We start from the raw sequence: 15,464 nt of genomic DNA on the forward strand, positions 1-15,464 counted from the left end.
AGTTTATACTTCATAATTCATATTAGGTGATAACTTAGTCGTTTTTTTACGCTCTATTTTTTTTCTCACTTTTTTTAATCCCTTGTTTACAACATCTTTCATTTTTTGTAGTTGTTCTTGTAGAGTTTCTTGAGTAAAAGTTTTAGGTTCTTTTTTTTCTAAAAGCTTATTAATTCTTTTAACTTGATTCTTTTTGTTGAAATCAACCAGTTTAAATTTCGCACCTGCAGAAAAAGCTCCCATTACAGCATTAGTTTCAACTAAATAAACTTTGTCAGCTTCTAAATTAGCTTCTAACACATCAATGTTTTCAGCTTTAATCCAAAATACTTTTTCTCCTGGATCACATTCATAACGTAAATAGTTAACACCATTAAATCTTCCAAGATAATTTTCTTTATCAAAATACCTAATGTTCATTAAAGCTCCTAAACCAGTCGTTCTTAGAAAGTAAATTACAGACTTTCCTTTAGCAGGAGGGATAATTTTTTCAGTTTGTATTTGAGAAAAGGCTTGAAGTGATAAAAATAATAGTAATAGAAAAGTAATGTTTTTTTTCATTTTGGGTTTTTATTTAAATTAATTAGGGAATAAATCTAGTTAAAAATTATGAGTTTATTTTTCTTGTTAGTTGTGTTTATAATGTAGTTTTCAGTTTTTTACTGTATTGTAGTGTAAATAAAACCCCGTACCTTTGCAGCGGCATGAGAATAAGACGACTTTCAGATTGGTTACCGACTACAAAAAAGGAGGTGAAGTTAAGAGGATGGGATGAATTAGATGTAATCCTATTCAGTGGAGATGCATACGTAGATCATCCATCATTTGGTCCTGCAGTAATTGGGCGTATTTTAGAGAGTTACGGCTTGCGTGTGGCAATTGTTCCACAACCAAGTGTACATGACAATTTGCAAGATTTTGAGAAGTTAGGAACTCCAAGGTTATTCTTTGCAGTAACAGGTGGTTGTATGGATCCGATGGTAAGTAATTACACGGCTAGTAAACGTCGTCGTGATAAGGATGCTTATACGCCTAATGGAGATAAAGGGTTCAGACCTGATTATGCAACTTCAGTATATTCTAAAATTTTAAAAGAAAAGTTTCCAGATGTTCCTGTGTTAATTGGAGGAATAGAAGCTTCGCTACGTCGTGTTACACATTATGATTACTGGTCTGATAAATTATTACCAACGATTTTAGAAACTTCTAAAGCCGATATGTTGGTATACGGAATGGGTGAGCAGCCACTAAGAGAAATTGTGGAGTTGTTGCAAAAAGGAGTGCCATTTTCGAGTTTAAAAACTATTAAGCAGACAGCTGTTTTATTAGAAGAAGAAGAGAAAACTCCGAAAAATAAGAACTGGGACGATGTAGAAATTAGTTCGCATGAAGTTTGTTTGAAGGATAAGAAGGCTTATGCTTCTAACTTTAAAGTGATAGAGCAGGAGTCGAACAAATTATATGCACGTCGTATTTTTCAAAAGGTAGGAAATAAAAAACTGATGATTAATCCACCGTTTCCAACAATGACAGAGGAAGAAATTGATGCTTCATTTGACTTGCCTTTTACACGATTACCACATCCAAAGTATAACAAACGTGGACCTATACCCGCGTTTGAAATGATTAAGTTTTCTATTAATATTCACCGTGGATGTTTTGGAGGATGTAGTTTTTGTACCATTTCAGCGCACCAAGGAAAGTTTATTGCAAGTAGGAGTCAAGAATCTGTTTTAAAGGAAGTAGATCAAGTTGCCCAAATGGATGACTTTAAAGGGTACTTATCTGATATTGGAGGACCATCGGCGAATATGTACAAAATGAAAGGTAAAGTACAATCGATTTGTGACAAATGTGTTGCTCCGTCGTGTATTTCACCAGTAATTTGTAGTAATTTAGATACCTCACATAAACCATTAACTGAGTTGTATCAAGCTGTTGATGCACATCCGAAGGTGAAAAAATCATTTATTGGAAGTGGTATTCGACACGATATGTTAGTGCCTGAATTCAATAAAAATGCAGACCCAAAGGAGTTAGATGCATATACTGAAGAGGTAATGACCAAACACGTTTCAGGTAGACTTAAAGTTGCTCCTGAGCATACATCTGATCCAGTATTAAAGTTAATGCGTAAGCCTTCGTTTAAGTATTTTCACTTATTTAAAGATAGGTTCGATCGTATTAATATTAAAAAGAAATTAAAACTTCAGTTAATACCTTACTTTATATCTAGTCATCCTGCTTGTGAGGCGGAAGATATGGCAAATTTAGCTGCTGAGACCAAAGATATGGGCTTCCAGTTAGAGCAAGTACAAGGGTTTACACCAACACCGATGACGGTTGCTACGGTAATTTATTACAGTGGATACCATCCTTATACTTTAAAAGAAGTAAAAACTCCGAAAACTAAAAAGGAGAAGGAAGATCAACATAAGTTTTTCTTTTGGTATAAAAAGGAAAACAAAAAGTGGATTAAAGATACATTGAACAAAGTTGGTCGTACTGATTTATTGAAAAAATTACTTCCAGAAGACACTTCTTGGAGAAAAAATAAAGCAGGAAAAACTAAAAATACATTTGATGATACTGTAACGTATAAACCATCAAAACCTTCTAGAAGAAAGAATAAAGGTTTTAAAAAGAAGAGACGATAAAATAAAAAATCCGCTGTTAGGCGGATTTTTTTATGCTTCGTTTTCCAAACGATTTCGTTTCATTTCAAAAGCTTCGGTAGCTTGTTTTATAATTTTTAAGGTGTCAGAAGCTCTTACCATTACATTTTCGAGTTCTTTGTCTAAATCTTTTGACTGAATATCGAATAGTTGAACCTCAACCATACCAATTTTTTCAATTAAACTTTTTTGCGTGTTTTTAATGTCTTCCATCTTAACTAAAACGGAATTCATTGTATCTAATCTTTTCTGTTCTTGATCTGTCATAAGTTTCTTTTTTAGTTGCATTTAAGATATGAAAAAATCAAGAGTTAAGCAAATTGAATGGTTTTTAATGTGTTGATATTTAGTGTTTTTAGTGGGCGTTCTAATAAAAAAAGCAGGAGTTTAACTCCTGCTTTTTAATACTACTCTGTAAGCTCTAACACACTGTTTTTTGTACGAAGTCTTATTTCACTTAGTTTTTCATCAACTAACAATTTTCCGTCTTTAAAAACTTCTCGTAACTCGCCTTTTTGTTCTTCATCCCAGCTTACCTGATCGTTGAGTTTGTATTCTCCATCTTCTAAAGTTATTTTTAATAATCCTTTGGCAGATTTTTTAGTTCCGTCATCAGTAATTGGATCTTTAAAGATTTCTCTTCCCTCTCCATCTACTTCTCCGTAGGTAGCTTTCATGGCAAATCCAAAAGTATCTCTGGTGTTGTATTGATAAGTGAAAGAACCAATTCCTAAGACTACGTTGGTAGAAGCAAACCCTTTTTGTTTTAAGCGTTCACAAATTTGTGTTGCTCTTTCAAGGGTAATACTATCGCCATAAATAGCTCCAATATGACTATCTAGCTCTTTATATCCTTTTGTATTGGTTGTTCCTCCAAAAACTTCCCAAAGTAGCTGTATAACTCCTTTTTGTTCTTCTTCGGTTTTACCGTTTGAATTTCCACAGATGATGTCCACAGGATCACCGCTATCAGGTCTAATTACCACTTTTCCATCTCTGGCTAAGACTTCTTCTTTTAGATTCGGTAAATATTCGGTAAGAACCTTCCATAAATCCCAAGTATCAGAAACAATAGAAACAATACCGTTTGGATATACTTCAGTAATTAACCTTTTAAAAGTTTCTTCTTCACCAGTGTTAGTTCCCATACACATTACAGAGTGTTCAGTTGCCGCAACAGAACCACCAATTAACTCATTATCAGAATCTGCATTGTAATACTTTTCTAAAAAGTCCACAGCTGGTATAGTATCTGTACCAGTAAAACTTAACAGGTGACCAGCAGCACTCATTTCAGCAGCTTCTAAACCAGCCATTCCTCTCATAGAAAAATCGTGCCCTTGCCAATCTACCATTTCAGGAACAGATGAGGTTTCTTGTGCGTATTTGTCTAATATTTTTCTATACTGTTTTGCGATGGTTGCAGAATTACATGGTAACCAAACTGTGGTAGATAATAAGGTTTCAAAGTAATTGGTTAACCAAAAGAACTCTGGCAAAGTATTATACATGGTAAACATTGGTACTCTGATAGGAACTTCAACACCTTCGGGCAATGCTTTAAAAGTCATAGGAATGTATCCTAAATCGTGTAATGCTGCAATATGTTCAATACCTACTGAGTTTTCACCTAAATAGTTATTAATTCTTCTACTGTATTGTTTGCAAATTTCTTCTTTTGGTTTGTTAAAAAAGTTGGTTTGAAAATCTTCAATTATATATTTTTTGATGAAGTATTGCAGTCCGAAAAAAACAACCTTCTCAACTCCTTGAATTCTACTTTTTCTTGGTGTCCAGTTTGAATATACTAACGTAGTATTGTTAGGGTATTGTCTTCTGTGGTCTACTTTATAACCGTCTGTATATAATAATGGGTTCATAGTTTATTATTTTATTTGTGTCAAATTTACGCAAATTAAATTATAAGCAAAAATTTTTCTTAATTTTTATTTTAATTCCTTCCTTTTTCGTTTGAATACAAAGTTTTTACTTGATCACTTTGCCAAAACTTTTTACTGTCAATATCCATAATTGTTAAATATCCTGTAAATGCAGCGCCAGTATCAATATTCCATAGGTTTAAAGCGTTTATAGGTGTTGATGAATTATAGCGTATAGTTGGTGTGTGACCAATGTATATTTCTGAATAGTGTGTGAACCTCTCAGGGTATAACTCTGATTCTTTAGGCAAATCTTTATCAGTAGCTAAAGCAGTTTCCCATAAGGTTCTATCAAAATGATAATTTAATTTGAAAGTTTCTTTTTCAACTCCATGCATAGAGGTAAAACCAGCATGAATAAACAAACGATTTTTACTATCGATATGGTAAGGTTTCATTTGTTGAAAAAATGCTAGATGTTCATGTTTTTGTTCTTCTGAATAAGATTCATAACTCTTTTTGGTTTCTTCTCCACCATGTACTAGCCAAATGGTTTCACCTTCACCAGTTCTCAACCAATCTTCACACCACAAATCATGATTTCCTTTAATGAAAATACATTTATGCTTTTTGTTTAACTCTATTAAAAAATCAATGACTTGTGCAGACTCACTCCAACCATCTACATAATCACCAAGAAAAATTAAGGTATCTTCTATAGTGATTTTGGTTTTTTTTAAAACTTGGGGTAAGGCTTTTAAGCCTCCATGAATATCACCAATGACAAATGTTTTCATACTATTATTAATCTAAAAATTCAATAAATTCAGCCGGGACAAGGTTGGTTAACCAAACTCCATTTTCAGATAAAAAGAACTCATATCCTTTTTTATGCATATCACCTGACTGAACAGTCAAAATTATAGGTTTACCTCTTCTGCTACCTACTTTTTTAGCAGTTTCTGAGTCAGAACTCAAATGAACATGTTGCCTACTCATTTTTTGTAATCCGTTTTCTTTTATTGAAGGAATAAACTTAGCTACTGTTCCGTGATATAAATATGGAGGAGGAGTCTTTATTTCAGTTACTATTGTTACATTTTTTAAAGAGTGTCCTTGATTTGCTCTTATTTTTGTTTGATTTTCATTTAATGAAAATCGTTGTTTGTCGTTGTTTTTTACGATAAACCCCAATTCTTCTTTTGTAAAAGTAACTCCGTTGTTACTTGATTTGTTCAAAAGTTCTTCTATTGAAGCCCATCCGCTGCTATCTAATTTTAAACCAATTTTTTCAGGTTGATGCCTTAGTATAAGGCTTAAAAACTTACTTATTCTTTTTGTATTTTTCTCATTCATAATTTAGATTTTTAGTCAAAAACGTAAGCAGTGTTTGTTACGTTTTTATCGGTTAATTCTCATAACGATATTTTTTAGCAAATTGTTGACTTAAGAGAATAATATCATCTTTTCTTACCAACGAATCTATCCACTCTTGAGGTATATTATCTATTCCATAGTACATACCAGCAATAGCTCCAACTACAGTAGCTGTTGTATCAGTATCATCACCTAAATTTACAGCTTTTAAAACTGCTTCGCTATAATTAGAAGCGTTGAGTAAAGACCAAAGAGAAGCTTCTAATGTATGAATAACGTAACCACTTGAATTAATATCATTTTCTTTTAAATTTGATATATTTTGCTTTAAAATTCTTGAAAAATGATTTTGCTCGTAAGAAGAAATATTTCTTTCTGTTAAAAAGAGATTAATTTCATTTTGCATTTTTTTATAAGAATCTATAATTGAAAATCCATTTAAAATATATTCAGCTAATTTTAAATATATTAAACAGGAAATAGCCGATCTTATGTGGGGATGTGTTAGTGATGATACATGCCAAATAATATTAAACTGGTCATTTATTTTTTTACCCTTTATGTAAAAGAGTAAAGGAATAATTCTCATTAATGAACCATTACCATTTGTATATTCATCATCAGAATATTTTAAAATTTCTAGTTCTTTATAGTCTTTTTCATTTATGATTTTTGAAAGTTGTTCAATAGCTTTTCGTGTTTGGATTCCAATATCAAAAACATTACCGTGTGGAGTCCATATCTCAGCATTCATCCATTGGATAAATTTATATGAAATATCCACTAAATCGTATCCTTGACATAAACTCTCAGCTAAACAAAAAGTAAGAGAACTATCATCAGACCATGTTCCTTTTGGTTGATGATGTGTTCCAAACTCTCTCATAGTTGTTACAGGGTTTTGCTTTAACTCCTGTCTATTTTTAAATTCTACTGGTACCCCTAGGGCATCAGCCACTGCCAATCCAATAAATGTTGATTTTATAATGTTTTTTTTCATAGCAATTTTTTGGTTTTTATAGCAATTTTCCCAGTTCAATCTGTATACAATTATCGATTTCTATAGTTTTAAAACTATCTGTTGTAAAAATTTTGGTGAAGTGTTTTTCAAGTTCATCAAAACCTTTACTAAATATTCCGTGACTTATCGCTAAGTATAAGTTTCCTGCATTCTTAGCTTTTAGTTCTTTAGCTAGCCCTAAAAAAGTACCCCCTCCATCACAAATATCATCCACAATTAAACAATCTTTTCCTTGTAGGTCATCAGCATATACTTTGAAACCTGTTAGTTGACCAGTCTTAACATTTCGACTTTTTGAACACTCTACTACTTCATAATTTTGAAGATAAGCAGCAACTTTATAAATCTTTTTTAAAGCGCCTCCGTCTGGTGAAATTAGAAGTAAGTTGTCTGATAATTGTTTTGTAATATGCTCTATGAACTTGTGGTTATCGATAACTTTACAGTTATTCAATAGGGCAGGAGTTACTTCAGAATGGGGGTCTAAAACAGTTACCGACTCAAAGTTTTGTGCATTTATAATATCTGCATATACTTTTACCGATAAAGGTTCACCTGATACCATTAATCTATCTTGACGTGCAGCAGGAAAATAAGGAAGTACAACATGTAGTTTTTTTATTCCCATATTTTTGAGCGCATTGGTAGCTAATAATAACGTACCCATGTCATTAAAAGATTGAATGCGATGTGTAATCGTTACTTCTGCTACCTTTTCTAGTTTAGAAATGATTTTAATATGCGGTTCCCCTCCTGAAAAAGTAAAGAAACTATAGTCTATATTGTTTTCTGTTCCGTAAGGAGTAAAGTTTTTATCTAAGTTTAAAATCATATTGCGTAATTTTTACACAAATATAATTCAGTTTTTTAAAATAAAAAATATTTTAGTGTTTTTTTTACGCAAACTTAATTTCGAAGTGGAATCCTTTCTTTTCTAGTTCTTTATACTTCTTAGCATTAAACTTAAAAAGTTTTGCAGGTCTACCACTAGAAGGTTGATATATTTTATCGGTTTCGGTAAGTATTCCAAAGCTCATAATTTTTTTTCTGAAATTACGTCTATCGATTTTTTGATTAAGTATTGTTTGATATAAATTTTCTAAATCAGAAAAAGGAAACTCTTTTTTTAGTAGTTCAAAACCAATAGGTTGGTAGTTTATTTTGTTTTGAAGTCTTTGTAAAGCTGTGGTTAAAATACGATTGTGGTCAAAAGCTAGTTTGGGCAATTCATGAATAGGGAACCATTGCACTTCAGCAGCATCTGTGTTCGCACTGATTTTAAAATGATTGGGGCTTACCAAACCAAAATAGGTGACAGAAACAACTCTGTTTCTTGGGGCTCTTTTGGGAGCTCCGAATGTGTATAGTTGTTCAAGATAATCAATAGTAACTCCTGTTTCTTCTAATAGTTCTCTTTCAACAGCATGTTCTAGTGATTCATTTTCTAAAACCAATCCACCAGGTAACGCCCAAGCTCCTTTAAAAGGTTCAATGCCTCTTTTTATTAATAAAACAGAGAGTTCTTTTTGTTGATAGCCAAAAACAACAGCATCTACAGCAACTTTTATATTTTGTGACATCTTCATTTAGTGTTGAATTTACACAAAGTTACAAAAGTTTTAAAAAATTATGGGTTCTTATTTTTAAACTTAGAAGTCAGTTTATGTAAAGGTGTTGTTTGATGGTTTTTTTGCAACGTAAATTGCACAATTTTGGCGGTAAAGGCTACAAAAGTTCCAATAGACAAAAAAGTGTAAATAATAGTAAATATTTTACTAATGTTATGTGTGGGTACGAAGTCTCCATAACCTACTGTAGCCATTGTCATAACAGAAAAGTATAAAGAGTCTATAAGCTCCCAATGCTCAATTTTGTGATAGAATATAGTAGAGCTTGTTAATAGCAAAGACAGAAAAAAGAAGAGATATCTAAACTCAGTATCTTTTTTGATACCTATAAAAACAAGTTTACAAAAACGATAAAAATTGATAAAGAATGAAACCATAAGTTGAAAAATACGTTAGAAGAAAAGTTGAATATATAACTTACTTACAAACTTTACAATCTTCTTTGTCTTGAATTTCACCTACTAATTTTCCTTCTTCGTTAAGTGAAAATCCACAACAATCCATAAAACCTTGTGCAATTAGTTTACGAGCACGTTGAATTTGAGATTTTGTGGTTGGTAAATTTTGCTGTAAAGTGTCAGCAACTTCTTGCTGTTTTAAGCCTTTGATATCTGATAAAAATAGCGGATCTCTATACTTTTTAGGTAAGCTTTGTAAGATTCCGCGTAAGCAATCTTTTTCGGTATGTTCATGTTCTTTTATGTCTGTTTGAGCTTCAAAATTTTTTAATTCAACTGTTTGATTAGTGTTTTTGAAGTAATCCATCATTGTATTCCGAGCAATCGTAAAAATCCAAGATTTTAGTTTGGTAATATCGTTTAATGTATGAAGTTTCGTATGAACTTTTATAAATGTTTCTTGTAAGATATCATCAGTCACAGAAGAGTCTTTCACTTTACTTAAAATAAAGTGCTTTACATCATCTGCGTATTTTTTCCAAACTTGTTGCGTTGTCATCCTATAAATTTACGAAAAATGCCACGCTGAATAAAATGAACGTTTAATTTTCACTACATTCAGAATGACAAAATATTAAAAAGTTAATTTAACTAACAGTTACAATTGTTACATGTGCAATTTTCACAAGTACAATTTGAACAGTCACCTGTTTTACATCCTTCGCAAGTGCAGGTACATTGATTGTTATTTTTCATGATATTATATGTTTTACGTGTTCATATAATAGACTAGAAAAAGAGTAAAAAGATGCATTTATTGTTGAAAATATTTTCGAAGTTCTTTTCTAACAGGAATAGGTTTAATTGCAGATATGTTAGAACCACCTGTATTTCCTGTAGGTACCCAAACTAAAGTAAATAAAATTGAAGCTATAATTCTGAAAAATTGACCAACAATTTCTTTAAGACTATATGTTTTTATTCCGTAGACTAACATCCAGTAATGAGATAAAGTGTGTCTGTAAACATGTTTTTGTCCTAAAATATGAGCATTCTCTAAATGATAAAAAGACACCTGAAAGTGTTTACTTTTAAGTGCCTTTTTAGCTAAAGTTAATTGTTTGTAAAATTGTTGTTTTCGCTGTAGTTGTGTCATTAGTAGTTGTGTCATTATTTGTTGATTTTATAAATCAGACTACAACGAATAGAAAAAGATGCATTTTTAATTTACTTTTTCTCCGTTTATATAGGTTGCTAAAACCTTTGTATTTGGAATTTCTTTTCCTTCAATCGTCATGATATCTTTATCTAAAATTATAAAATCAGCTACCTTACCAACTTCGATACTTCCTTTTTCTTGTTCTTCAAAGTTTGCATAAGCATTCCAAATGGTCATTCCTTTTAAAGCATTTTCTCTAGATAAAGAGTTTTCCATTTGATAACCTTTTTCAGGATATCCTTTTAAATCTTTTCTGATGGTTGCTGCGTAAAATGTGTATAATGGACTTACGTGTTCAATAGGAAAGTCAGTTCCTAAGGCAACTTTTCCGTATTCTTTTAATAAGTCATTATAAGCATAAGCTCCTTTAATTCTATCTGATCCTACACGGTCTTCTGCCCAATACATATCTGAAGTAGCATGCGTTGGTTGAATAGATGGAAGCACATTTTTAAATAGATTAAAGTCTTTTGTGTCTACTATTTGAGCGTGCTCAATACGCCAACGTCTATCATTTTTGTTTTTCAATACTTCATTATAAGTTTTTAGCATTATATAATTTGCAGAGTCGCCAATAGCGTGTGTGTTCATTTGATATTCAGAAGCGGCAATTCTTTTAGCTACTTTTTGTAAGTTTTCGTAGGAATTAACCAAAGCACCAAAATGTCCTTTTTTATCAGAATATTCGTCTTTAAGAGCAGCTCCTCGTGAACCTAATGCGCCATCAGCATATACTTTTACAGAGCGAACATTTAATCGATATGTTTTAATGATTCCTTTTTTAAGATAATAATCAAGATTTTTTTGATTATTAGAGATCATCGCATATACACGCATTTTTAAATCGCCAGATTGTTGTAGACTATCAATTAGTTCGATTATCTCTTTGTTTAACCCTGCATCGTCAACTGTGGTTAATCCTAAATCAAAACAGATTTTTTCAGCATCTTTTAACGCTTGAACCTGCTCTCTTTTCGATGGTTTCGGATTATTGATAAAGTTCATTGCATTATCAATAAGCACTCCAGTTAATTTTCCATCTTTTTTTATAAATTCACCACCATCAATTTTTGACTCAGTAGTAATTCCTGCTAAATTAATTGCAGCTTGGTTTACTAACATTGCGTGGCCATCAATTCTACGAATAGCTACAGGTATATTAGGAAATATACTGTCTAGTTTTTCTTTGGTAGGGAATTTTTTTACTTCCCAATCGTTTTGATCCCAACCACGCCCAGTTATGTAAGTAGTGTTCTTTTCTTTTTGAAAATCAACTAAACGTTGAAGTACTTCGTCATAACTTTCTGTTCCAACTAAGTCGGCTTTTTGCTGTTGTAATCCTAATCCGTAAAAATGACAATGTGCATCGATAAATCCAGGGTAGACAGGTTTGTTTTTTGCATCGATAAGACTCGTTGCTGTGTATTTTTCTTGTATTTCTTTGTTGGTTCCTAGAGCCACAAATTTTCCGTTTTTTACAGCAAAACTTTCTGTTGTATCAAAATTAGAGTTTACGGTATAAGCGTGAGCATTAATAACAATAGTATCTACTTTTTCTTGCGGTTTGCAAGAGAATAATAAACTAAAAGCAAGTAGAGGGAGCAGTGTTTTTTTCATTAATATGTGTAAATTAAATAAGCAATGTATAATAATAAAAATTGAAGAGGTACTCTAATAATGGCTATTTTCTTAGATCCAATTGCAGGTTTATCTCTGAAAACATCCCAAATATGTATTGGTAAAAAAATCAACATTAGTATAAACATTGCTAGAGCTGCCTGTTTTGTAGTTTGATTAATTAATAATCCAATACCAATGGCTAACTCTAATAAGCCAGCTATATAATTTACAACTAATTTGGGTAGGAAATTAGGTATAAATCGATTGAAAATTTTAGGCTTTATAAAGTGCATAATTCCTGCAAAAGCAAAAAATATTCCGAATATAATCCTTAATATAATTATTACGGTGCCCATGAATTAAGGTTTTAATGTTTCTTTGTTGTATAAGTATTTATCCATTAAATACACAATACTAGCCATGGATGCACTACCTAATTCTAATTCGCGTTTATTTACCTTATCAAATGTATCAGTAGCTGCATGGTGATAGTCAAAATAGCGTTGTGAGTCTGGACGATAACCTACCAAGGTAACATGGTCGTCTTTTAAAGGTCCGATGTCTGCACCTCCGCCTCCGGCAGTAATATCGTGTAAACCGTAAGGAGCTAATAATTTTTTCCAACTTTGTACAAGTTGTAAGTTTCTTTTATTCGCATCAATAGAAAAACCTCTAGGTGTGTGTCCACCTGCATCAGATTCTAAAGCTCCAATATGAAATTCGTTATTTTCCTTGGCTAAACGAGCATATTCAGTTGCACCACGTAAGCCATTTTCTTCATTCATGAAGAATACAATACGGATTGTATTTTTTGGTTGAATATTATTCTTTTTTAATAGATATGCTACTTCTAAAGATTGTACAATCCCTGTTCCGTCATCATGAGCACCGTCACCTAAATCCCAAGAATCTAAATGCCCACCAATTACCATAATTTTATTAGGATATTCAGTTCCTTTAATTTCTCCTACGACATTATGTGAAGGGGCATCAGGTAAGTTTTCACAACTTTGTTTAAAGTAAAATTGTAAAGTTGGATTTTCTTTTAAATGCTTGCTCAAATTTTCTGCAGCACGAGAACTAATAGCAGCAGCAGGAATATATTCTTCTTCAGGAATATCCCCATAGCCCATAGAACCTGTGTGCGGATAATCATCGATTCCGTTAGTCATAGATCGTACGATAACTCCTTTAGCACCAAATTTACCAACTATAGCGGCTCCCCCATAACGTTGTCCTACACAACCACCATAAGCCTGGAAGGTATTGATGAGTGTATTGTCAAAAGCACCGTTAAAAAACACAATTTTTCCGTTGGCTTTATCTCCTAGTTTTTTAGCTTCCTTTATGTTTTTTACTTCAATAATCTCTGCAGTAACTCCTTCATTTGGGGTTGCAATAGAGCCTCCTAAAGCACAGATAGGAACATTAATTTCCTCTCCTTTAAATTTGTAGTTGGCTACTTCTTTTTCTCCACGAACCCAATGTGGTACCATTACAGGTTGTAGCCAAACTGAATCTAAACCAACTTCTTTCATTAGCTTTTCTCCCCAAATAACAGACTTAGCTGCTCCTTCTGATCCTGATAAACGACTTCCAATGTTTTGTGTTAAATCGCGTAACCATTCGTATGATTTACCTTCGGTAAGTGCTTTGCTAAATAGTTTTTTTATTTGTGTAGAATCTTGTTGGTAGTTTACTTCAGTATAGTTTTTCGAAGTAGTTGTAGCCTGTTTTTGTTCTGTTTTACAAGTAACAAAAGCAATACTTGTAAATAATAAAAAGGTTAGTTTTTTCATTTAGGGTATTAGTTTTTAACACCCTAAATGTAAGTTTTATATTTTAATTCTTAGAATAACGTATCAAACTTCCAAGTTAAACCTCCCATTGCCTGAAATCCTTGTACGTTAAAGTTATTGAATCGTTGGTAGCTGTTGTTTAGAACATTATTTAAGTTTAAGAAAACAGAGAACGAATCGTCAAAATGATATCCACCATTAAAATTCACATCAAAATAGCTTTTTAAGTCTATTGAAGTAAAGGTCTCAGCAGGTAAAGTGTCATATACTCTTCCTTTACGATTTCCTACGAAGTATAAGTTAGCACCAGCAAACCATTTATTGGTTTTGTAGGTTCCAAAAACTTCTCCTTTTATCTTAGGCGTGTTCCAAGCTTCTGTTTCGTTAGTTAACGTGAATTTATTGAATTGAGCATTGGCACCAACAGTTAAGTTTTTAATACCATCAAAAGCAACTTCACCAAAAAAGGTCATTAATTTAATATCATCATAAATAACTTTAAAAGAGTTTCCATATTCATATCCGTAGAATGTAAATCCATTAGTTCCAGCAATATTAGAACCATCTGATTTTGATTGATTCAATACAAAAAATGGATTATTTTCAATATCAGCATAACTTACTTTCGCATTATAACTAAATTGATGGTTTAGTTTACCTCTAATTCCTCCAAAAGCATCAAACTTTTTATTAGTTTGTCTCATGTCAAGAGTAGGAGACAAATATGGGTTATCATCTGTGAAAGATTGATACATATTTGTGGTTAAATCACCAGATGCTCCAACAAATACATTTGCTAATTCTTTAATGATAGGATATGAAATCTCTACATCAGGATAGATGAAAAAGTTGTTTTCGCTATTTTCTGTATTCATTGAAAAGTAACTTTTTGCTCCCAATTGAATAGCTAAATCTTGCACATTGAATTTGTATGTTGGATGTACTCCAAGTGTAATGAAGTTATAATCTATAGGAGTAATTGCATCATAAGCATAGGCATAAGAGCCTCCTAAGTAGTTAACCGTTGTGTTTACATACAAATCGTTTAATTGGCGATGAAAATTATCTAAAGGAAAACGAAATTGTGCATTACCATCAACTAAAAATTCAGCAGTTTCAAATGAGTCAGAGAAAAAAGCGATTGATCCATTAGCTTCATCTAAAAAAGAATCATCGGGCTTTATTTGACCAAATATTTTTATATGATTGTAACTTTGGGCTTCTTCAATAGCACTTAAAGTAGCTTCGGTAAATGTAATGTTTGTAGGTAAACCGTACCAGTTATATTTATCTTTTTCAGCATCTAAACCTGCAGACCATTGAAAATAACGTTCTTGTTGAGTGTAGTTTAAGTTTAAGTCAATATTATAAAAAGTACTACTTAATTCAGTGTTTGCTACGGGGTCAGATGATAATAAGAATTTTAAATGAGCCCCCAATTCGCTATTGTAGCTTTCGCTACGTCTTACATAGGCTTCTAAAAAAGGTGAAAGTACGTTTCCAAACCCAACCGATACGTAGTTAGGGTATAGCTTTTCTCTTTTTCCTAAATCTACTTTTTTCATTGTTCCACTTTTAGGAATAAAAGTAGAAGCAACAGGAACTGAAAATATTTGGTATTCTAAAGCTTTTTTCTGAGTTTCTTTTGTGTGTTCAATTACTGGTTTTTGTTTTATTTTAAAGGCATCAGTTATCTTTGGAACATATGAAGTTACAACATTTACAACTTCTGTTTTTATAATAGTGTCTTTAGCTTTATTAGTGACATTTTTTTCTTGTGCATTTGTATATGCTACTACAAATAAAACAAGTAAACTTAAGTGCTTTTTCATCGATCTAGTCATTTA

16 protein-coding genes are annotated in these 15,464 nt (G+C 32.0%); 1 reads left to right on the forward strand and 15 read right to left on the reverse strand.

The genetic code is table 11. From position 1 onward, the window contains the following. Positions 1-3: 3 nt before the first annotated feature. Positions 4-561, reverse strand: a complete 558-nt coding sequence (locus LCI24_RS03730) for a hypothetical protein (protein WP_121146080.1) — start codon at positions 559-561, stop codon at positions 4-6. 143 nt (positions 562-704) lie between these two features. Between LCI24_RS03730 and LCI24_RS03735 the strand changes: the two genes are divergently transcribed. Next, positions 705-2,657, forward strand: a complete 1,953-nt coding sequence (locus LCI24_RS03735) for a YgiQ family radical SAM protein (RefSeq protein WP_274639233.1) — start codon at positions 705-707, stop codon at positions 2,655-2,657. 30 nt (positions 2,658-2,687) lie between these two features. Here the strand turns inward: LCI24_RS03735 and LCI24_RS03740 are convergent, their stop codons facing one another. From LCI24_RS03740 to LCI24_RS03805, 14 genes are all read right to left on the reverse strand, one after another. Further along, the gene (locus tag LCI24_RS03740) at positions 2,688-2,942 is read right to left on the reverse strand and encodes a hypothetical protein (RefSeq protein ID WP_274639234.1); all 255 of its coding nucleotides are present in this window, start codon (positions 2,940-2,942) and stop codon (positions 2,688-2,690) included. Positions 2,943-3,082: 140 nt separating this feature from the next. Further along, positions 3,083-4,555, reverse strand: a complete 1,473-nt coding sequence (locus LCI24_RS03745; RefSeq protein WP_274639235.1) for a nicotinate phosphoribosyltransferase — start codon at positions 4,553-4,555, stop codon at positions 3,083-3,085. Positions 4,556-4,626: 71 nt separating this feature from the next. Then, positions 4,627-5,352, reverse strand: a complete 726-nt coding sequence (locus LCI24_RS03750) for a metallophosphoesterase (protein ID WP_274639236.1) — start codon at positions 5,350-5,352, stop codon at positions 4,627-4,629. A 7-nt stretch (positions 5,353-5,359) separates the two neighbouring features. Next, positions 5,360-5,911, reverse strand: coding sequence for an RNA 2'-phosphotransferase (locus LCI24_RS03755; protein ID WP_274639237.1), 552 nt, complete (start codon positions 5,909-5,911; stop codon positions 5,360-5,362). Positions 5,912-5,963: 52 nt separating this feature from the next. After that, a complete protein-coding gene (locus tag LCI24_RS03760; protein WP_274639238.1) occupies positions 5,964-6,932 on the reverse strand; it encodes an ADP-ribosylglycohydrolase family protein in 969 nt (322 codons plus the stop codon). 16 nt (positions 6,933-6,948) lie between these two features. Then, on the reverse strand, positions 6,949-7,785 hold the full coding sequence (gene prs / locus LCI24_RS03765) for a ribose-phosphate diphosphokinase (protein WP_274639239.1): 837 nt from the start codon (positions 7,783-7,785) through the stop codon (positions 6,949-6,951). A gap of 64 nt (positions 7,786-7,849) precedes the next feature. Then, entirely contained in the window at positions 7,850-8,533 is a 684-nt protein-coding gene (locus LCI24_RS03770; RefSeq protein ID WP_274639240.1) for an NUDIX hydrolase, read from the reverse strand. A 47-nt stretch (positions 8,534-8,580) separates the two neighbouring features. Then, complete coding sequence (locus LCI24_RS03775; RefSeq protein ID WP_274639241.1) at positions 8,581-8,958, reverse strand: potassium channel family protein; 378 nt, start codon at positions 8,956-8,958, stop codon at positions 8,581-8,583. A gap of 40 nt (positions 8,959-8,998) precedes the next feature. Then, a complete protein-coding gene (locus LCI24_RS03780; RefSeq protein WP_274639242.1) occupies positions 8,999-9,538 on the reverse strand; it encodes a sigma-70 family RNA polymerase sigma factor in 540 nt (179 codons plus the stop codon). A 255-nt stretch (positions 9,539-9,793) separates the two neighbouring features. Further along, positions 9,794-10,150, reverse strand: coding sequence for a DUF3703 domain-containing protein (locus LCI24_RS03785; RefSeq protein ID WP_274639243.1), 357 nt, complete (start codon positions 10,148-10,150; stop codon positions 9,794-9,796). 51 nt (positions 10,151-10,201) lie between these two features. Then, entirely contained in the window at positions 10,202-11,815 is a 1,614-nt protein-coding gene (locus tag LCI24_RS03790; protein ID WP_274639244.1) for an amidohydrolase, read from the reverse strand. Continuing rightward, positions 11,815-12,174 (reverse strand): DoxX family protein, encoded by a 360-nt coding sequence (locus tag LCI24_RS03795; RefSeq protein ID WP_274639245.1) that lies wholly within the window; start codon positions 12,172-12,174, stop codon positions 11,815-11,817. Before LCI24_RS03795 ends, LCI24_RS03790 begins: the two co-directional genes overlap by 1 nt. 3 nt (positions 12,175-12,177) lie before the next feature. After that, on the reverse strand, positions 12,178-13,617 hold the full coding sequence (locus tag LCI24_RS03800) for a M20/M25/M40 family metallo-hydrolase (protein WP_274639246.1): 1,440 nt from the start codon (positions 13,615-13,617) through the stop codon (positions 12,178-12,180). A 50-nt stretch (positions 13,618-13,667) separates the two neighbouring features. Further along, positions 13,668-15,449: a TonB-dependent receptor gene (locus LCI24_RS03805; protein ID WP_274639247.1), complete on the reverse strand. Its 1,782-nt coding sequence runs from the start codon at positions 15,447-15,449 to the stop codon at positions 13,668-13,670. Between the last annotated feature and the right edge of the window lie 15 nt (positions 15,450-15,464).

The organism is Tenacibaculum larymnensis (assembly GCF_028829235.1).
Classification (GTDB): Bacteria; Bacteroidota; Bacteroidia; order Flavobacteriales; family Flavobacteriaceae; genus Polaribacter; species Polaribacter larymnensis.